This is a genomic window from Herpetosiphon giganteus, from assembly GCF_016907925.1.
In the GTDB taxonomy this organism is placed as follows: Bacteria; Chloroflexota; Chloroflexia; order Chloroflexales; family Herpetosiphonaceae; genus Herpetosiphon; species Herpetosiphon giganteus.
Genome location: NZ_JAFBCZ010000017.1, coordinates 77,643 through 95,537, shown reverse-complemented (window position 1 = coordinate 95,537; position 17,895 = coordinate 77,643). Strand labels below are relative to the sequence as shown.

Sequence of the window (17,895 nt, the reverse complement as noted above, 5' to 3'; positions counted from 1 at the left end):
CCAGGCGATGCGCCATGCAATGTTCTAGCGAAAGGATTGTGCTGTGACGACTCAAGCGTTCCCAATCGAATCGATCAATGCCTGCCCTATCTGTCAGCACCCAGAGGCGCGCTTTGTGGCCCATTACCCAGAACCACATCTTGAAATAGGCGTAACGCTCAATCAATGCCTTGGCTGCTCGGTTGTCTACCAGAATCCACGCCTAAGCTTAGCAGGCATTCATATGCTCGAAGATCAAAGCGATGTCTATGATTACGATGCTGAGCAACAGGCCCAAGCCGTGGACGACCGCGATGAGATCATTGCCTGGCTTGAAACAATGACCAACCTCAAACCGCGTTCGATTCTCGATGTTGGCTGTAATCGCGGCTATTTGTTGGCGGCAGCAGCTCGCCGCGGCTGGCGGCCAAGCGGGGTGGAATTATCGCTGGTTTCGGCGGCAGCGGCCCGCGAACGCTTTGGCTTTCCAATTTATCCCAATCTCGAAGCCTTGCCAGAAGGGCAATTGTATGATCTGATTACCTGTTGGCATGTGGTCGAACATCTGCATCAGCCAGTCCAGATGCTGCAACAACTCTACGATTTGCTCACGCCCGATGGCGTTTTGGCAATTCAAGTTCCCGCCTACAGCTTTGCCGATGAATATCTGCGCCGCGGCCATAGCTTGCATATTTTTTGTGCCTCGCATCCCGTCCACTATACTGCTGAAACCTTAACGATGGTCTTGGAAAAAGCGGGCTTTGAAGTGTTGTATAGCGATGAATCAACAGAGTATTTGTTTCTGACGATCTATGCAGCCAAACCCTCGCGCAATGCCCAAAGCCGTCATAACGCCGAACTGCAAGCCCAGCTTGAACAAACCAGCCAAAAACTTGCTTGGTTCGAGGCCGATCATGCCGAGATTGCCAAACAACTTCAAAGCATGAATCATTATATTCGCCGCCTTGAAGCCACACTTGAAGTTAAAAATCAATACCTCGAACACCTTGAGCAACGCCTCAACGCGGTTAATAATGGCCGAGCGATGCGCATGCTCAATAAACTTAAGCGTTCATAACTTGAAGCTTAAGCCATTTGCGCTACAATGAGTCTAACTCAGTTGTGAGCCAGCATAGGAGTTCCGCGATGATTGATAAAAAGACCCAAGCCACCGAAGCCAAACGGATCTTGGCCCTAAATCCGCGTGAGCTTTCACTAGAGATAGCTCGCTTGGCAGCCCAAACTGGCCTACCGCAAACCAAAATCCTCGAATTGCTCCGCCGACAGGCCGCCGAGGGCGAACAAAAACGCTAAACCAACCACCAAGCGATCTGATGTGAAGTCCATAAACCTAGCACATCAGATCGCTTGGATCAATTCTGAAATTCATTCCCCGCTCGTTTATCGTTTCGCCTCGAGTGTCCTTCGTTTGAGCCACGACGAGCGAGCGTACAGCGAAATCCCCGACTATCACTGCTGACGACCGGAGTTGTCCAGTAGCGCGCTGCGCACAGCATATCGGCGCTGGTTCCATAGTACGAACCACCACACACCACAAACCCAGGAGCTGATTGGTCGTGCTCAATTGCTGCCTGATAGATTGTTGACGTATATTCCCAGAGGTTGCCAACATAATCGAGCGCTCCACACCCTGCTTGGCCAAGCAACCCTAAACCAACTGCCAATGGCCGCTGCGCCTCGCTCCAAGCATAGACTGCGTGCTCTGGCGTAGCTGGTTGATCACCCCAAGGGGAGCGCTGGCGCTGGCCTTGCGCCGGATAAGCGGCGGCAACTTCCCATTCGGCCTCACTCGCTAAACAAACCTCATAGCCCTGCGGCAATACGGGCGCGAGTTGCTGAGTTAGCCAGTTGCAATAGGCCAACACCTCGTACCAACTCACCCCATAAACTGGCTGATTCGCCGCTTCTGGGTGGGTTTGGCTTTCCCACCATTCTGGCTCAGCTCGTTGATATGTTTCTTTCCAAGCCCAACCAGCGCTGCTCCAGCATTCAGCTTTAGCATAGCCACCAGCCTGCATAAAGCGACGATATTGCTCAACCGTAATCATCAAGCGCCCGACCCAATAGGGCTGAAGCTCCACGCTTGTTGGCGTTTGGCCAACCTCCCAGCCCCCAACCTGATAGCGCGCAGCAGGCACATAGCGCCAATAATGCCCACCCTCACGGCCAAATTGCTTGGTTAAGTCGCTCGTCGCTTGCTGCCATTGCTCAATGCTAACCGGATAGCGGGCATCACCCAAAGCAGCCAATAATTCGGTAGCAGTTTGGCGCTGCTCAACCAACAAGGGCGTTGGTTCGATCGTGTGGCCTTGGCGATAGGCAAGGGCTGTTTGCGCATGATCACGATCATCAAGCAACTGGGCTATGCCTTGCACGATCGTTTGCTTGATCGATTGCCCATCAGGCCCAGCCCAATGCTCTTCAGCTCCCAATTGAGCAGCCAACATCAAATCGCGATACCACGTGCTCAACGGCTTGGGACGCTTATGCATCGAATCATGCTGATCAATTAAGCCAGGTAATCTATCATCCATTCAATACTTCTCCCAATTCAATACTTCCCCCAATAAACCATTCCAATGCGCGTTAGGAAATTAATCTCACCGAATAATAGCGTTAGTAGTGTTATAGCTCTCGATATTTTCCATATTTTTGGGCCAAGGCAGCTTGTTGCTGAAAATAGTGCTGTTCTGCTTGGTAGAGATTTGGCTTTGTGCGCTGCAGTTCCCATGCTACCAGCATAAAAACAACTCCCAGCGAAACGAAGGCCATTCCGTTTAACAACGCGTTTGCATCGTTCCAAGCAAGCCAAATGCCCAAGCCCACTACCCCAAGCCCAGATAATAAAGCAACCCAATTGTTCAGCTCAAAGCGGATTGGATACACGCCATCTTCGTCGGGATGCTGCGGATGAGCGCTATAATATGGTTTGCTATTCTGATAGCGCAACCGCTCATTGAGCCAACGCTGCTCTAATTGCACCAATTCAGTCAGGTAGGCTTGCTCAGCTTTTGGCGCATCAACAATAATCCTTTGGATGCGTGCGTGATAGTGTTTATCACGTTTTGGCTCAGCATAATGCAGTTCTTGCAGCGCATAGATTTGTTGTTCGGCAGCAGTCCATTGGCTGGATTGCTGGTTGGTTGGCGAAGAGATGCGTTGTTTGGGTGTTAATGGCTGCGGTTTGCTTGGCCGATTCAGTGCTTTGGCTAATGCAGCTCGCTGTTTAAGATAGCGGCGTTCAGCCAAGCGCAAACGAATACCCGCCCGCAATCCGAATAGCAGCACAACACAAAAACAACTTGCGACAAGCGTTGCCCCCAAAAAGCGCAGATCAACTTGGTTAATTGCCTCGCGCAAGGCCATTGCCCCAAACATCAGCAACATCCAGAGTAATGCGCCAATCATTGGAATGCTGGCAAGCTTAATCCGCGGATCAGCATTATATTCGCCAACATACGTAACCCGTTCTTGCTCCCATTGCTGATCAAGCGCATCTAAGGCATCAAGCGCTCCTAGATTGTGCTCGAAACGAGCAGCATGGTCGGTTATTGGAGTTGATTGCGCCATAGATTAATCCTCATTTCAAGCAATCGCACAATATCCAATTATTTAGCGGCCATAATCGTGGCTCAGCTGTTGGCGTTGGGCAAAATAGCGTTGCTCTGAGGCAATGAGCGCAATTGCCCGTTTGCGGATTGAAAACGAGCCAAGCAGCATAAACAGCCCAAAAGCAGCGCAGAGCAGCGGATACAATAATGAAGCACTGCGATTGAGCAGCATAACCCCAAAGCCAATCAATCCCAGCCCTAGCCCAAAGATAAACCAAGCGCCAAAGACACTCGGGGCTTGCTGGGTTTCCAGCTGATTAACATAGCGCAACGAGCCAAAACGCTCTTTAAGCCAGCGCTCTTCTAATTGAGCTAATTCGCTGAGATAGCGCTGATCGGCTGCTGGAGCATGGTCAATAAAGCGTTGCAGCGTCGCATAATAGGCTTCGTCGCGACGGCCTGAATCGTAGTATTCTGCTTGCAGCTCGTGAAAACGGCTTTCAGCTTCCGAACGGCTCTTTTTTGGCCAAGTATAGCGTAAGCGCTTGCCTGAAAGCAGCAATTCTGCGCCTGGATTGGTGTCGCCATAGTGCTTGACCAACAGAGCGCGTTTTTGCCGATAGCGGCGTTCGCCAAGCACTGCTTTAATCGCATTTGGCAGCGCCAAAAGAAACAAGAGGCTACAGCCAATACAAAAGATTGCAGGAAAATAGGTAAACCAATCAGGCAGCGCGTTGGCTTCGCGCCACAACATAACCCCAACCCCTAAAAATGATAAGGAGAAGGTTATAATAATTAATGACCCTGCGACGGAAATTGGACTATTACTCTGCATCATGCCAACATATTTTGTGCGTTCTTTGCGCCATGCTTGGTCAAGCTGAGTCACAGGGTCGGCATTGGGATCTGGTTCTAGCGATTTTTCAATTGCAAGCTGTTCTTTGTAAGCTTCGACAAGCATGGCGGAAAATTCATTTAATGTTGCCATTACAGCTTCCTTAATGTTCAAACAAATTTCATTTTTAGCTATTTAACCACGAAAAACCTTCCTGTTAGGTGTAATAAACGACGGTTTCCCCCCTCGCCCCTTCGACAGGAGAGGGGCTGGGGGTGAGGGCATGCAGGTTGCCAACCCAATGAACCAGTACAGTTAGGCTCTACGCATTGCTAACAGGCAGGTTTCGGTTTAGATGTTAATTATGTAAATTTATCAATATTTAAAATGGAGCTTGATCGCGAAAGCGGCCATGGAGTTGGTTGCGCCGTTCAGCATACTTTTCTTCTAAAGCACGATAGGCTTTGACCCGTTGATTTGAATACACGGTTATGCTGGCAAGGATTGTCGGAATTACAAGCGCTCCAAGCACATTGACCCAATTGCCCGTCGACAACCCCTGCATAATCCCAGCAGTAGCAAAAAAGACACAGATGCCACCAACAAACCATACATTCGTTGGACGATTAGCTCGTTGCTCACGCCGACCATTTTTAAAGCTCACATATTTAAGCCGTTCTTGAACCCATTCCGATTCAATGGCAGCAAGCGCCTTGAGATACTGGCGTTCATGTTCGGGTGCTTGTGCAATAATGCTCAAGACTGATCGCCGATATTGTTCTTGATCATTGATACTATGATAATGATATTGCAATTGGCGAATTTGATTTGCCGCAGAGGTTGTTACTGATTTATGGATCAGTGGTTTTTCAATCACTGGCGCGCGCGGAACATCTTGTGGTTTGATGCCTAATTGGGCGATTAATGCAGCTCGTTGGGCTAAATAGCGTTTTTTAGCCGTTGCAAAACGCAATTGGTTACGAATACCAAACCCAGACATTACCACAAACAACAACGAAAACAGGCTAAAACAATAGAGTTGTGGCATATGCGATCGAAAGCCAATCACAATCGTCGCGACCAAAACACTTGCAAACACGCTACACAATACAATCAAGACCATTGGACTTTGCTGCACTGGCATGCCAGTGTGTGATGTTTGCATCCCCGTATATTTGACACTTTCTTTAGCCCATTGCTGATCGAGGTATGTCAAGGCATCGGCGTTAGGATCAGGTTCGAGGGCTTGCATAGCAGCTTCATACTCGCGTTTGGCAAGACCAATATATTGGCCAATCGTTGGTCGGCGACTACTATGAATATCCCATTCCTCGTCCATACAAAACCCCTTTATGCGTTAATCGTTTAATCAGCAATCAAATACGATGCTTGCCAAGCTGTACGGTATACCAAACCAGAATGTTACATAATCACATCGCTTCCGCCTAAAACGAAAAGACCCTCGCCCGTTGGACGGACGAGGGTTTGGGGTGAGCGTAGCTTAAATTTAGGCCTGCATCCATTCGCTGGGCACGCGCACAGCCAACACCGTGCCAGTTGCACACAACTGATCGCCTGCGCTCAATGTACAAGTTACTAGAGTTTTCCGTTCATTTTGCACATCGAAGCGGGCGCGTAAGCCAACGCTTGGCCCAAGCGGGGTTGGTTTATGGTAAGCAATTTCGAGCTTGCCAGTCACATACCAAATTGGCGTGGGGCTGCTGAGCGCAACCCCTGCCTGTTGAGCAGCCAAGGCCATGGCGCTGATAATTGAATGGCAATCGATCAATGCGCCGATTATTCCGCCATTGAGCACATGGGTTGGCGAGGCACAATGCCAAGCCTGCGGTTGCCAATGACAAATAGCCTCAGCCCCATCCCAATAGCTTTTGATCTGCAAGCCATGCGGATTATCCTTGCCACAGCCCCAACAATGATTGCCCTGCAATTGATCTTGAAAGGCTGGTTGCGTCGTTGAAACCATCAGTGCTGCTCCTTGAAATGCAATTATTCGCTATAGCCGTGAGGATGTTGTTGATGCCAAGCCCAGGCACTTTCGATAATGCTCTCGATGGTGGCATAGCGAGGTTCCCAGCCCAACTCATTGCGAATCGTATCTGATGAAGCAACCAAGGTCGCTGGGTCGCCAGCGCGGCGCGGCGCAACAACGGCCGGAATCTCGTGCCCAGTGACGGTGCGCACCGCTTGGATAACTTCTTTGACGCTGAAACCACCGCCATTACCCAAATTGTAGCGGCGGCTAGCACCACCATTGAGCAACGCTTGCAAGGTCAGAATATGCGCCGAAGCCAAATCGCTTACATGCACATAGTCGCGTACACACGAGCCATCAGGCGTGGGATAATCGTCGCCGAAGATTGCGATTGATTCGCGTTGGCCCAAGGCAACTTGCAAAATCAAAGGAATCAAGTGAGTTTCTGGATCGTGATGCTCGCCAATCGTGGGCGTGCAGCCACAGGCGTTGAAGTAGCGCAAGGCTCCATAACGAATGCCATGGACGCGTTCATACCAATAGAGCGCCCGTTCCATCCAAGCTTTCATCTCACCATACGGCGAGCCAGGCACGATGCGCTCGTTTTCGTCGATTGGCATTTTGGCTGGGTCGTCGAATAAATTGGCAGTTGAAGAAAGAATAAACGCTTTTACGCCATGCTCTGCGGCAACGGTCAACAAGTTAATCCCAGCTACAACGCTATCGCGTAGATAATACTCAGGGTGCTGCATCGACTCGCCGACCAAGGTATGCGAAGCAAAGTTTAAAATGCCATCAAAGGGGCCATGGGCTTCAAAGGTAGCGCGAATTTCAGCAATATTATTGAGATCGCCTAAGACAAAGGTCGCAGCAGCAGGAACCGCTTGGCGATGGCCTTGGCGCAAATTATCAAAGATCACAACATCGTAGCCAGCATCAAGCAATGCGGCACTGGTTACGCTGCCAATATAGCCAGCGCCACCGGAGACCAAAATACGCATACAAACTCCTTTTTACACGGCAAGAGCGTCGTGTAGCGTCGAATTCGCTGGCTATTGTAGCCGAATCAGCTTAATTGTGGGTGAGAAGTTGAATAAAGGATGAAGGATGAAGAATGAACAATACGCTTTGGCCTAGCCGAGTGCTTGTTCATGGGGTATACTAGGCCTAACAGCCAAACCATACGAATCACATAAACTCTTGCCTTCAGCATTGCTTCCATTCCTGCAGAGTTTTTTGGAGGAGCGATCAATGTATGTAGGAAGAAAAATCGTTGCTGGTGGCTTGTTCGTTGCTAGCCTCGTCGGCCTTGGCCAACTGCAAGCGCCCGCTGTTCATGCCCAAACGCCCACGCCAACTCCAACCGACCCCGGCTACACCACGACGACGATTGGCACGCTTGGTGGCCACGATGGCTACGCCTCCGATATTAACGATTTTGGGCGAGTCAGTGGCTACGCCGAGACCGAATCGTCAGATTATCGTGGTTTTATGTGGCGGCGCGGCACCATGACCCAGATTAATCCTCTAAGTAATGATGAAAGTGATCGGAGCTATGCCTATGGCATCAATGATACTGGCTATGTTGTGGGCGAAAGCACCTTTGGAGATAATCAAACGAGGGCCTTCTATTGGCGTGGCGGAGGCAACTTGATCAACCTCGGTACCCTAGGCGGTAATAAAAGTAGGGCCGTCGATGTAAGCAATGGCGAACGGATTATTGGCACGAGCGATACGGCCAATGGCGAAAGCCACGCCTTTATGTGGTATCGCGGCACCATGACGGATCTGGGCACACTGGGAGGCCCAAGCAGCGCTGCCAACGAAATTAATGATCATAAAGTCATTGTCGGCACGAGCACCAATGCCAATGGCCAAAGCCGCGCCATGATTTGGAAAAATGGCCAAATTATCGACCTGAATGTGGCAGCACCCAATAGTTATGGCTATGGCATTAATAACCATGAGCAAATCGTTGGCACCATGGTCTTGACTGATGGAATTCCACGGGCTTTTCTATGGGAAGATGGCATAACCACCGATTTAAGCACTAGCACTGATACCTATACCTATGCATATGATATTAACGATGCGGGAATTATCGTGGGTTCTACCTATGATTCGGAAGCCAGAAAGGCAACTGTTTGGCGAAGTGGAACAGTTATGTATATCTGGCCAAGTCACGACGAATGGGGCGAATATCATACGGGGGCTGGTGCGATCAATGAAGCCAATCAAATTATTGGCTATCTTGAGACCAGTACTTGGGGCTATTATGGCACCGATGCGAAGCTCTGGCAACTGACTGAATAACGCTTCGCTTGAGGCTACCTAACAACGCTCCTGCTTCAATTCACAGCCCAGGAGCGTTGTTTCGGGGTATAATGCAGCATCCGAGCCTCAAAGCCATGGGTTGCGCTTGATGAAAATCGACCTGAGCCTGCAATGGACACCAACCAACATTCAAACATTGCTGCAAAACCCGCAGCGGCTGCTTCAGCATGGCCAGTGGCAAACAGTAATTCAACACGTTGGTGGCTTATCGGTAACATTTTCCGTCTAGGTGACCGACCAGCGAAATCGTTACCGATTTATCAAAAGGCAATTAATGCTTTTCGTTTAGTCAACGATTATCAAAAACTATCAATCACTTTAGGCAATTATGCAGCTTCATTACGCGCAATTAATCGAACTGATGAAGCAATCGAGATAATAAACGAAGCTTTAGCCTATACACGAGCCAATAATGATCTACACGCAATGACATTAAATTTAATGTATTTGTATGATATTTTCCAAGTAAACAAGCAGGTTGACGCAGCTGGAGTCGTTCTTGAGCAAGCTAAGGCTAATATCAAAATCCTACGAACAAAATATTTTGCTAATTGGATTAGCCTAGCTGAACAACAATTAGCCGCCTTACGCAACCAGTTGTAACATTTTGCTAAGCAGCCTCAAACGCCACAACAGGCCCTTGCACGCTCACCGCAACCCGTAAATTTGGCGCAAGATCAAGCCGTGGCCCAGTTCGCGCCGCCAGTTGCAACGCGCCAATTTGCACATCAAGCAGTTGGTGATGACCATAAAAGCGTTGGCCAAGAATCTGACCATTGCCGGTTGGATCGGGCACAAGCTGGAGCGCTTCAGGTCGAATCATCAGGGTTACAGGGCCATGCATTGGCTTGGTCAGCAGCAATTGGCCCAATCCACACTCGACACTATTATCACGAGCACTGCCAGCCAAAAAGTTGGCTTCACCCACAAATTGGGCTACTGCTTGGCTGGTTGGCCGCAAATACAGTTCGTGCGGGCTGGCGCTTTGCATAACCTTGCCCCCAAGCATCACCGTCACTTGATCGGCCAAACTCAGGGCTTCTTCTTGATCGTGGGTTACAAACAGGGCAGTGGCCCCAACCTGGCGCAAAATCTGCTTGGTCGCACTCCGCACTTGGTCGCGCAAGCCAGCATCAAGATTGGAAAACGGCTCGTCGAGCAGCAAAAGTTGCGGATTGGGAGCAAGCGCGCGGGCCAACGCAACCCGTTGTTGCTGGCCACCAGAAAGCTCATGCGGCATACGTTTGGCCAAGCCTGCCAAGCCAACCAATTCGAGCAATTCATCGATGCGCTGCTGGCGGGCCTGCCGACCTAAGCCATAACCAACATTTTGGCCAACCGTCAAATGTGGAAACAAGGCATATTCCTGAAAAACCATGCCAATCTGGCGCTGTTCGGTTGGCACATGGGTTTTGGCGCTGGCAATTTCGCGCTCGCCAAGCCAAATCTGGCCTTGATCGAGCGTTTCGAAGCCAGCAATTAAACGCAACAAGGTGGTTTTGCCACAGCCAGAAGGGCCAAGCAATGCCCCCAAACTGCCGCTTGGCAATTGAAAATCAATCTGATCAAGCACCTTGGTTGCATTGAATGTTTTGCTCACGCCACGGCAATTAATTGCAAATTTGGTTGGTTCATGCATGGTTGGTATCTCAGGTTTTGCGTTCGTTCGCCAGCAACAGGGCCAAGGAGCCACAGGCGGCCAACATCAATAATAAAGCAGGCAGCGCGGTTTGCGAAAAGCGCAGTTCGGTGGTGTTGTTCCAAATATCGGTTGCCAAGGTATGAAACCCAGTCGGCCCCAAAAGCAGAGTCGCTGGCAATTCTTTCAAAGTCGAAAGAAACACCAAGGCGGCTCCCGAAACAATGCCAGGCCGCAGCAGCGGCAAGGTAATGCTGAGCACTACCCGCCATGGTGGTTGGCCCAACGAACGGCCAGCCTCCTCCAAACGCGGGTTGATTTGCAACAAACTGGTACGCAAACTGCCAATTGCTTGGGGCAAAAAGCGCACAGCATAGGCCAAAATTAACAAGCCCAAGGTTTGGTAGGCCCATGGCAGATAATTAGCGCCCCAAAAAACCAAAGCCAAGGCGACAACAATCCCAGGCAGCGCATAGCCAACATAGGTTGCGCGTTCGATCAGGCTGGTTAAGCGGCTCGGATAGCGCACGGCCAAAAAGACCACCGGAAACGCTAAAACAATCGTTACGAGGGCTGCCAAACTTGCGGCTAGCAACGAATTGCCAAAATCAGCCAATTGCAGATTCCAGGCTTGACCAGAGCGAATGCCGATAATCAGCCAAGCCACAATCGCCACAATTGGCAAAACTACCGCAAACAGCACCACAACCGCGCAAAAAATTAAGGCTGGCCAACGCCAACGCCCAAGCGCAACAACTTTTGCTTGGCGACTAACGCCAGCAGATGAACGATAGTAGCGCGCTCGACCGCGACTTAATGCCTCGGCAGCCAATAAGCCACAGGCTAAGCCAACCAGCAACAACGACAACACCGCCGCGCCAGTTCGATCAAACGAGGCTCGATATTGCAGATAAATTGCGCGGGTAAATGAGCTATAGCGCAACAACGAAACCGCGCCAAAATCGCTCAAGGCATACAGCACGACCAACAAACTGCCAGCAGCCAGCGCTGGCCGCAACTGAGGCAGGGTAATTCGCCAAAAAATCTGGCCCGAGCGTTGACCAAGCGATCGCGCCGCTTCTTCCAGCGCTGGGTCGAGCTTGCGCAAAGCAACCCGCACATTCAACACAATATAGGGATAGCCAAACAGAATTAATGCTCCGGCTGCGCCCCAAAATCCATAAACTTCGGGCAAGCGCTCAACGCCCAACGGTGCGAGCCATTGCTGCAACAAGCCGCGTGGCCCAAGCACGGCAATAATCGCCCAAGCTCCAATATACGAAGGAATCGCCATTGGCAGCATAATTAAGCCGAGCCAAATGCGTGCGCCAGGTAAATTGGTGCGGGTGGTCAGCCAAGCCAAGGGCAAGCCGATCAGCAACGAGCCAGCAGTCACCGTAATCGCTAGCAACGCCGAGCCAGTGAAAACGCGCAAGGTGGTGGGGCGTTGTAATTGCGCCCATGCAGCATCGCCCGCCTCGCTGGTGCGCAAAAGCAAATAGCCAAGCGGCAACACCATCATTAACGCAATTAGGCCAGCACTGATCGTCAAAATCAGTGCTGGCCAGCGGCGTGGCCGAGTTAATTGAAGCCGTTTAAAAAGCATAGTGCCAACAATCTTCCCAAGCGCACACCGAACATCAGCGCATTATTGAATTGCGCCAACATCTTGCAACAATTCCAAAGTGCCTTGGAGATCTTTCAAGTTGCTCAGATCGATCTCAGGGGTGGTGATTTCGCTCAATGGCTTGATCGCTGGGTTGGTGGTGATGCCAGCAACCAAGGGATATTCATTGGTTTTTTCGGTGAAATAATTTTGGGCGGTTTCGCTCAGCAAGAAGCTAGCAAAGGCTTGAGCTGCTTCTGGGTTTTTGGCGGTTTGCAAAATGCCCACGCCAGCAACATTGACCAACGAGCCAATATCGCCGTTGCTGAAGTAGTGGTTGGCTGCCTTAGCATCTGGTTGGTCTTTTTTCAAGGCAAACAGATAGTAGTGATTGACCAAGCCTGCATCAACTTCGCCATTGGCAACAGCTTTGACGATTGCTGAATTTGATTCGTACACTTTGATTTCGTTGGCAATCAAGCCTTCGAGCCATTGTTTAGCCACATCTTCGCCTTGGCTGACGCGCAACGCGGTGACGAATGCTTGCAATGAACCGTTGGTTGGAGCCCAAGCCAAGCGGCCTTTCCACTCTGGTTTGGTCAAATCGAGAATCGAAGCTGGCAAATCGGTGCTGGTTAAGACATCGGTGTTATAGACCAAAACCCGAGCGCGACCCGAAGCGCCAACCCATTTGCCTTCGCTTGAGGCAAAGCGTGGATCAACCAAGCTCAGCAAGCTGCTATCGAGTTGCACAAAGCGATCGCTCAATGCGCCCAATGCGCCAGCATCTTGGCCAAAGAACACATCGGCTGGGCTGTTTTCGCCTTCTTCAAGAATTTGGGCGGCCATTTCGGCGGTGTCGCCGTAGCGCACTTCAACCGCAATGCCGGTTTCTTTCGTAAACAGCTCCAACAACGGAGCGACTAAGCTTTCTGAACGACCTGAGTACACCACCAAGCTGCCGCCTGCTGGCTCAGTCGTGGTCGTGGTTGGGACGGTTGGCGAAACCTCAGCAACGGCGGTTACTTCGACGGTAGCGGTAGCTTCAGCTGCGCTAGCGGTGGTTGAGGTTGCTGCAGCGGTTGTTGGTGCTGCTGGTACAGCGGTTGGAGTGGCTGCACCACCACAGGCTGCAATAACCATGCTCAGACAGAGCAACAGCATCAAAGAACGCACAAGTTTCACGAGTTACTCCTTAAGCCTATTTGCTCGACAATTGAGCAAGTTTTGGCAAGTATTAATCACATGCTAAAAACTATTTTATCTGAAAAAACAGTTTTTATCAGCCGGAAGTATAGCCTGAGCAATCGGCCATGTCAAATAATTAAATCTAGATCTATTTTTTATTCTAGCGCTATAACAATTTAATTGATGTATTTCAATCAATTTTTGCTCGCTAATTTTATTTTCAGCAAAAATCAGCCCAATTTCGGCCTCGAAGATTGGAGCAGCAACAGCGCGTTTAAGTGGTTGCAAGCAGCTAAAATGGCGTATAATCAACAAATACCTAATGCAGCAGAATGGAGCACCCATGCACTATGATGCCGATGTGGTCATTGTTGGAGCAGGTTTGGCCGGACTAGTCGCCGCCGCCGAGTTGGCCGATGCCGGCAAAAAGGTCATCTTGGTCGACCAAGAGTCGGAGCAGAATCTTGGTGGTCAAGCATTTTGGTCGTTTGGTGGTTTATTTTTAGTCGATTCCCCAGAACAACGTCGCCTCAAAATCAAAGATTCCTATGAATTAGCCTTGCAAGATTGGCTTGGAACTGCCGCATTTGATCGGACTGAGGATTATTGGCCGCGCAAATGGGCCGAAGCCTATTTGGCTTTTGCTGCTGGCGAAAAACGCCAATGGCTCTATGATCAGGGCATGCGCTTTTTTCCGGTGGTTGGCTGGGCTGAGCGGGGCGGCTATGGCGCAATTGGCCATGGCAATTCTGTGCCGCGCTTTCATATTACTTGGGGCACTGGCCCGGGCGTAGTTGCGCCATTTGAGCGCCGTGTGCGCGCAGCAGCCCAAAAAGGGCTGATTACGCTCAAATTTCGCCATCGCGTTAATCAATTGTTACTGAATGGCGGGGCTGTTGCTGGCATCGATGGCGATATTTTGGAGCCAAGCAGCCTAGCGCGCGGCGTGCCAAGCTCGCGCAAGGTCGTTGGCAGCTTCACATTGCAGGCGCAAGCGGTGATTGTGACCTCTGGCGGCATCGGCGCAAACCACGATTTAGTGCGCAAAAATTGGCCCGAACGGCTTGGCCAAGCCCCAAAAACCATGGTTGCAGGGGTTCCCGATTATGTTGATGGTCGGATGTTGGCAATTACTGAGGCTGCTGGCGGCACAATTATCAACCCCGACCGCATGTGGCACTACACCGAAGGCTTGCAAAATTGGAAGCCAATTTGGACCAACCATGGCATCCGAATTTTGCCTGGGCCATCGTCGTTGTGGTTCGATGCGCTTGGCCAGCGATTGCCAGTGCCGCTCTTTCCTGGCTTCGATAGCCTTGGCACGCTCAAACATCTGATGCATACCGGCTACGATTATAGTTGGTTTATTCTGACCCAGAAAATTATCGAAAAAGAATTTGCACTCTCTGGCTCGGAGCAAAACCCCGATTTGACCAACAAAAGCGTGCGCCAAGTGTTAGGGCGGGTTCTGCCCGGGGCAACCCCGCCAGTTGAGGCCTTCAAGCGTCATGGAGCCGATTTTGTTGTACGCGATAATTTGGCCGATTTGATCAAGGGCATGAATGCGCTCACCCCAGAACCCTTGCTTGATCCCGCAGCAATTGAGCGCGAAATTCAGGCCCGCGACCGCGAAATGAGCAATCCATTTACCAAAGATATGCAAATTACCGCCTTGCGTGGAGCACGCAACTATCTTGGTGATAAATTGATTCGGGTTGCGAAACCGCACCAAATTCTCGATCGCAGCGCAGGGCCATTGATTGCAGTGCGCTTGAATATTCTCACCCGCAAAAGCTTGGGTGGGCTGCAAACCGATCTTTCGGCGCGGGTGATTGGCCAAGATGGCCAGCCGATCAGCGGTTTGTATGCTGCTGGCGAGGTGGCGGGCTTTGGCGGCGGCGGCATGCACGGCTATCGTTCGCTCGAAGGCACCTTCCTTGGTGGCTGTATTTTTTCTGGCCGCACCGCTGGCCGCGCAGCAGCCGAAGCGTTGGCCTAACAATTTGTGGTTAAATATGATGCATTCCCCGAACCTAGTAAGCCAGCTCTCTGGATTGACATTGTTCGGGGAATGTCCATTTAATTAACTGATGCGCAACCCAAAGTTTAGAGGCATCAACGGCTCATGCTAAGCCGATCAAGCCACTCGGTTAGTAACGCACGCTCGCCTGAAGTCAACATGTGGGCATTTGGCAGCAGAGCCTTGAGCGCCACCGCCATGCTAATCATATGGCTTAGCTGATTCGGCTGTTCAGCGAGGGTGGGTTCCACAGTTCGCGTGATCGCGGTTAAGATGGCTTCGCGAACCCGATTCGAAAGCGCGAGGTCGCGTTTGGCCGAATCGCTTTCAAGCAAACTAAATGTCACTCCCCGACAGGCAGCGTGCAGCATCTGAGCCGCTGACTCAACATCAACCAGCAAACGCCCTGTGGCAGCAATCTGGGTTACTCGTTCGCGCAAGATAGCGAAAGCCTTGATTGCCGCCGGAACCTCTTTGCTTGGCTGTGGCTCGCCATACATCAGGCGATACAAGGCAGGGTTGAGCAACCCAAACTCTACATGCATATCCCAGCCATGACGAATTTCCTCAACCGGATCATGCTGCGCTAGCCGTTCGCGTTTGCTCTCAAGATAGACCTCAAAACCATGACTGACAACGGCGTTCAGCAACCCACGCATATCACCAAAAAGCCGATAGATGATTGGCACTTGAACTCCGGCGGCTTCGGCGACAGCCCGGGTTGATACGCTTTCAAGGCCGCCATTGGCCAGCAAATGAGCCGTAACGCGGACAATGCGATCATGTGAATTTAAATTATGGGTAATTTCAGCATTTTCCATGATAGCAATGATAGCATAAAAGTGATAACAGCGATTGAATTATCATTGATACCATGATATAGTTATCATCGATAACATTATTTGAATCGGAGAAGCTATGATTTTGGTAACAGGTGCAAGCGGACAGATCGCGACAACAGTCATCACGACCCTTTTACGCCAACTACCCAGCAGCCAAATAGCCGCTTTGGTGCGAAATCCCGCTAAAGCGAGCCAGCTTCAAGCCCAAGGGGTCGATCTTCGCATTGGCAGCTATGATGATCGCGATTCGCTTGATCGAGCGATGCAAGCTATTGATACCGTGCTGCTAATTTCGGGAACGGAAGAAGGCAAACGGGTTCAACAACACCAAAATGTCATCGATGCAGCAAAAAAAGCTGGAGTCAAACGAATTGCCTATACCAGCAGAAACTTACGCAATCCTGCGACCCTCGCCAATACGCTGATGCACGAGCATTTTCAGACCGAAGAAGCGATTAAATCCAGCGGCCTGAGCTATACGATCTTTCGCAATAGCTTGTATATGGATGCAATTCCGCAATTTATTGGCGGAGCACGCGGCTTTGAGCGCGGTATTATGCTCCCTGCGGGCGCTGGTAGGGTTGCGTTTGCGCTGCGCAGTGAACAAGGAGAGGCGATGGCCAATGCACTGGTTCAGATAAGTAATGAGAGCCAGATCTATGCACTTACTGGAGCCGAAACGTGGTCATTTGCTGATGTCGCGGAGTATCTCTCCGAACTGATGGGGCAAGCAATTGCCTATACGCCAATTGAAGGGTCGGCATTTGCCGCAAACTTGAAGCAGCGCGGTCTGGATGATCAAGTCATTCAACGGATCATTGGGTTTATGACTGATATTAAGTTTGGTCAAGAAGATCAAGTTTCAGCGAGCTTAGAAACGCTGCTTGGCCGAAAACCCACCGGACTCAAAGCATGCCTCTCAAGCATCTTCGCAGAAGCATTGCAAGCCAGCGCGCATTAGCACCTGCTGCTCATAGTCGTTTTGAATCAAACGATTTTCGCTGGCTTCGCAAGTTGACGGCGGCAACCAACAAGAGTTGCCGCCGTCAATCATTAAACGTCGACCTGAAACACTTGCTCAAGTGGCTTAGCAAAAAGCAGCGCAATCCGAAAAGCCAATTCAAGCGAAGGATAATATTTGCCTTGTTCGAGCGCAATCACGGTTTGGCGGGTGATGCCAACATGATCGGCCAGCGCCTGCTGAGTCATTTCGTCTGCTTCAAAGCGCAGTTGGCGAATCCGATTGTGAATCAAGAGTTTATCCATGAGCGAGTTTCCGATACCCCACCACAATGCTGGCATAATAGACGCAATTGGCCAGCACAAAACTAGCAAATAGCCAATGGATAGCGGTTAAAGCCTGAGTTATAGGTACGCGAAATTCAGCCAAATTGCTTGGCTCGCCACCAGCGCTCACACCCCACGCCATCATAGAAACCATCGCGAATAAACACCACGTCAGCACCGCGCATGCCAGCACAAAGCCTGCATATTTTGCTGCGCGCAACTCAATCATGCGATCAAGTTCATCGATTGGTGGCGTAACGCCACGCTCACGAATCAATTTGCTGCTGATAGCGTTGATCACGTGAAAGGCTGTCAAAATCACCACTAAGGCGATGACCGCCACCACCAAGATGCCAAACGCCAACGGCTGACGCAAGACAATCACCAGGTATGGGGTAAAAACCACGCCAATTGCCAGCAAACTTGCCCAAGCACTTTTTTCGTGAAAGCTCATCACTACATCCTTAAATTAAATAATCGTTTTGTAATGTATACGTTACACAATGTAATTTATAGCATACTCAATGTAATGTCAAGCATACATTCTCAAGCGCTATAATGTGCGAATGAAGATTAGGTGTGAGCACAAGGAGCAGCGAC

Annotated in this window: 18 protein-coding genes; 6 read left to right on the top strand and 12 right to left on the bottom strand. The window is 50.5% G+C overall.

Annotated features, from left to right (window positions below; genetic code table 11):
• Positions 1-43: 43 nt before the first annotated feature.
• Positions 44-1,057: a methyltransferase domain-containing protein gene (locus tag JOD20_RS16005; protein WP_204756231.1), complete on the top strand. Its 1,014-nt coding sequence runs from the start codon at positions 44-46 to the stop codon at positions 1,055-1,057.
• A gap of 68 nt (positions 1,058-1,125) precedes the next feature.
• The gene (locus JOD20_RS16000; protein ID WP_164689274.1) at positions 1,126-1,293 is read left to right on the top strand and encodes a hypothetical protein; all 168 of its coding nucleotides are present in this window, start codon (positions 1,126-1,128) and stop codon (positions 1,291-1,293) included.
• Positions 1,294-1,352: 59 nt separating this feature from the next.
• On the opposite strand, the gene JOD20_RS15995 is transcribed toward JOD20_RS16000, so the two are convergent.
• The 6 genes from JOD20_RS15995 to galE all read right to left on the bottom strand — a co-directional run bounded on the left by JOD20_RS15995 (position 1,353) and on the right by galE (position 7,380).
• The gene (locus JOD20_RS15995) at positions 1,353-2,534 is read right to left on the bottom strand and encodes a formylglycine-generating enzyme family protein (RefSeq protein ID WP_204756230.1); all 1,182 of its coding nucleotides are present in this window, start codon (positions 2,532-2,534) and stop codon (positions 1,353-1,355) included.
• Positions 2,535-2,625: 91 nt separating this feature from the next.
• Positions 2,626-3,570: a hypothetical protein gene (locus JOD20_RS15990; RefSeq protein ID WP_204756229.1), complete on the bottom strand. Its 945-nt coding sequence runs from the start codon at positions 3,568-3,570 to the stop codon at positions 2,626-2,628.
• 42 nt (positions 3,571-3,612) lie between these two features.
• The gene (locus JOD20_RS15985; RefSeq protein WP_204756228.1) at positions 3,613-4,539 is read right to left on the bottom strand and encodes a hypothetical protein; all 927 of its coding nucleotides are present in this window, start codon (positions 4,537-4,539) and stop codon (positions 3,613-3,615) included.
• Positions 4,540-4,768: 229 nt separating this feature from the next.
• Entirely contained in the window at positions 4,769-5,725 is a 957-nt protein-coding gene (locus JOD20_RS15980; protein WP_204756227.1) for a hypothetical protein, read from the bottom strand.
• Between the two features lie 168 nt (positions 5,726-5,893).
• Positions 5,894-6,370, bottom strand: a complete 477-nt coding sequence (locus tag JOD20_RS15975) for a PaaI family thioesterase (RefSeq protein ID WP_204756226.1) — start codon at positions 6,368-6,370, stop codon at positions 5,894-5,896.
• A gap of 23 nt (positions 6,371-6,393) precedes the next feature.
• A complete protein-coding gene (galE, locus tag JOD20_RS15970) occupies positions 6,394-7,380 on the bottom strand; it encodes a UDP-glucose 4-epimerase GalE (protein WP_204756225.1) in 987 nt (328 codons plus the stop codon).
• A 250-nt stretch (positions 7,381-7,630) separates the two neighbouring features.
• On the opposite strand from galE, the gene JOD20_RS15965 reads away from it, so the two are divergent.
• Positions 7,631-8,692, top strand: a complete 1,062-nt coding sequence (locus tag JOD20_RS15965; protein WP_204756224.1) for an HAF repeat-containing protein — start codon at positions 7,631-7,633, stop codon at positions 8,690-8,692.
• A gap of 132 nt (positions 8,693-8,824) precedes the next feature.
• Entirely contained in the window at positions 8,825-9,316 is a 492-nt protein-coding gene (locus JOD20_RS15960; RefSeq protein ID WP_204756223.1) for a tetratricopeptide repeat protein, read from the top strand.
• A 7-nt stretch (positions 9,317-9,323) separates the two neighbouring features.
• Here JOD20_RS15960 and JOD20_RS15955 read toward each other — a convergent pair whose 3' ends face one another.
• From JOD20_RS15955 to JOD20_RS15945, 3 genes are read right to left on the bottom strand one after another with little or no spacing between them, the layout of a single operon-like run.
• The gene (locus JOD20_RS15955) at positions 9,324-10,352 is read right to left on the bottom strand and encodes an ABC transporter ATP-binding protein (protein ID WP_204756222.1); all 1,029 of its coding nucleotides are present in this window, start codon (positions 10,350-10,352) and stop codon (positions 9,324-9,326) included.
• 10 nt (positions 10,353-10,362) lie between these two features.
• A complete protein-coding gene (locus JOD20_RS15950) occupies positions 10,363-11,958 on the bottom strand; it encodes an ABC transporter permease (protein WP_204756221.1) in 1,596 nt (531 codons plus the stop codon).
• Positions 11,959-12,000: 42 nt separating this feature from the next.
• The gene (locus JOD20_RS15945) at positions 12,001-13,143 is read right to left on the bottom strand and encodes an extracellular solute-binding protein (RefSeq protein ID WP_204756220.1); all 1,143 of its coding nucleotides are present in this window, start codon (positions 13,141-13,143) and stop codon (positions 12,001-12,003) included.
• Between the two features lie 346 nt (positions 13,144-13,489).
• Here JOD20_RS15945 and JOD20_RS15940 point away from each other — a divergent pair, with 346 nt between their 5' ends.
• Positions 13,490-15,145: an FAD-binding dehydrogenase gene (locus tag JOD20_RS15940; protein WP_204756219.1), complete on the top strand. Its 1,656-nt coding sequence runs from the start codon at positions 13,490-13,492 to the stop codon at positions 15,143-15,145.
• Positions 15,146-15,261: 116 nt separating this feature from the next.
• On the opposite strand, the gene JOD20_RS15935 is transcribed toward JOD20_RS15940, so the two are convergent.
• On the bottom strand, positions 15,262-15,987 hold the full coding sequence (locus JOD20_RS15935; protein WP_204756218.1) for a TetR/AcrR family transcriptional regulator: 726 nt from the start codon (positions 15,985-15,987) through the stop codon (positions 15,262-15,264).
• A 97-nt stretch (positions 15,988-16,084) separates the two neighbouring features.
• Here JOD20_RS15935 and JOD20_RS15930 point away from each other — a divergent pair, with 97 nt between their 5' ends.
• Entirely contained in the window at positions 16,085-16,969 is an 885-nt protein-coding gene (locus tag JOD20_RS15930) for an SDR family oxidoreductase (protein ID WP_204756217.1), read from the top strand.
• A 92-nt stretch (positions 16,970-17,061) separates the two neighbouring features.
• Here JOD20_RS15930 and JOD20_RS15925 read toward each other — a convergent pair whose 3' ends face one another.
• The gene (locus JOD20_RS15925; protein WP_239583890.1) at positions 17,062-17,274 is read right to left on the bottom strand and encodes a helix-turn-helix transcriptional regulator; all 213 of its coding nucleotides are present in this window, start codon (positions 17,272-17,274) and stop codon (positions 17,062-17,064) included.
• Positions 17,267-17,749 (bottom strand): hypothetical protein, encoded by a 483-nt coding sequence (locus JOD20_RS15920; protein WP_204756216.1) that lies wholly within the window; start codon positions 17,747-17,749, stop codon positions 17,267-17,269. Before JOD20_RS15920 ends, JOD20_RS15925 begins: the two co-directional genes overlap by 8 nt.
• Between the last annotated feature and the right edge of the window lie 146 nt (positions 17,750-17,895).

Excerpts from the sequence above, each read along its gene's own strand:
- JOD20_RS16000 (WP_164689274.1), top strand. The coding sequence starts at position 1,126 with ATGATTGATAAAAAGACCCAAGCCACCGAAGCCAAACGGATCTTGGCC.
- JOD20_RS15995 (WP_204756230.1), bottom strand. The coding sequence starts at position 2,534 with ATGGATGATAGATTACCTGGCTTAATTGATCAGCATGATTCGATGCAT.
- JOD20_RS15990 (WP_204756229.1), bottom strand. The coding sequence starts at position 3,570 with ATGGCGCAATCAACTCCAATAACCGACCATGCTGCTCGTTTCGAGCAC.
- JOD20_RS15985 (WP_204756228.1), bottom strand. The coding sequence starts at position 4,539 with ATGGCAACATTAAATGAATTTTCCGCCATGCTTGTCGAAGCTTACAAA.
- JOD20_RS15980 (WP_204756227.1), bottom strand. The coding sequence starts at position 5,725 with ATGGACGAGGAATGGGATATTCATAGTAGTCGCCGACCAACGATTGGC.
- JOD20_RS15975 (WP_204756226.1), bottom strand. The coding sequence starts at position 6,370 with ATGGTTTCAACGACGCAACCAGCCTTTCAAGATCAATTGCAGGGCAAT.
- galE (WP_204756225.1), bottom strand. The coding sequence starts at position 7,380 with ATGCGTATTTTGGTCTCCGGTGGCGCTGGCTATATTGGCAGCGTAACC.
- JOD20_RS15965 (WP_204756224.1), top strand. The coding sequence starts at position 7,631 with ATGTATGTAGGAAGAAAAATCGTTGCTGGTGGCTTGTTCGTTGCTAGC.
- JOD20_RS15960 (WP_204756223.1), top strand. The coding sequence starts at position 8,825 with ATGGACACCAACCAACATTCAAACATTGCTGCAAAACCCGCAGCGGCT.
- JOD20_RS15955 (WP_204756222.1), bottom strand. The coding sequence starts at position 10,352 with ATGCATGAACCAACCAAATTTGCAATTAATTGCCGTGGCGTGAGCAAA.
- JOD20_RS15950 (WP_204756221.1), bottom strand. The coding sequence starts at position 11,958 with ATGCTTTTTAAACGGCTTCAATTAACTCGGCCACGCCGCTGGCCAGCA.
- JOD20_RS15940 (WP_204756219.1), top strand. The coding sequence starts at position 13,490 with ATGCACTATGATGCCGATGTGGTCATTGTTGGAGCAGGTTTGGCCGGA.
- JOD20_RS15935 (WP_204756218.1), bottom strand. The coding sequence starts at position 15,987 with ATGGAAAATGCTGAAATTACCCATAATTTAAATTCACATGATCGCATT.
- JOD20_RS15930 (WP_204756217.1), top strand. The coding sequence starts at position 16,085 with ATGATTTTGGTAACAGGTGCAAGCGGACAGATCGCGACAACAGTCATC.
- JOD20_RS15925 (WP_239583890.1), bottom strand. The coding sequence starts at position 17,274 with ATGGATAAACTCTTGATTCACAATCGGATTCGCCAACTGCGCTTTGAA.
- JOD20_RS15920 (WP_204756216.1), bottom strand. The coding sequence starts at position 17,749 with ATGAGCTTTCACGAAAAAAGTGCTTGGGCAAGTTTGCTGGCAATTGGC.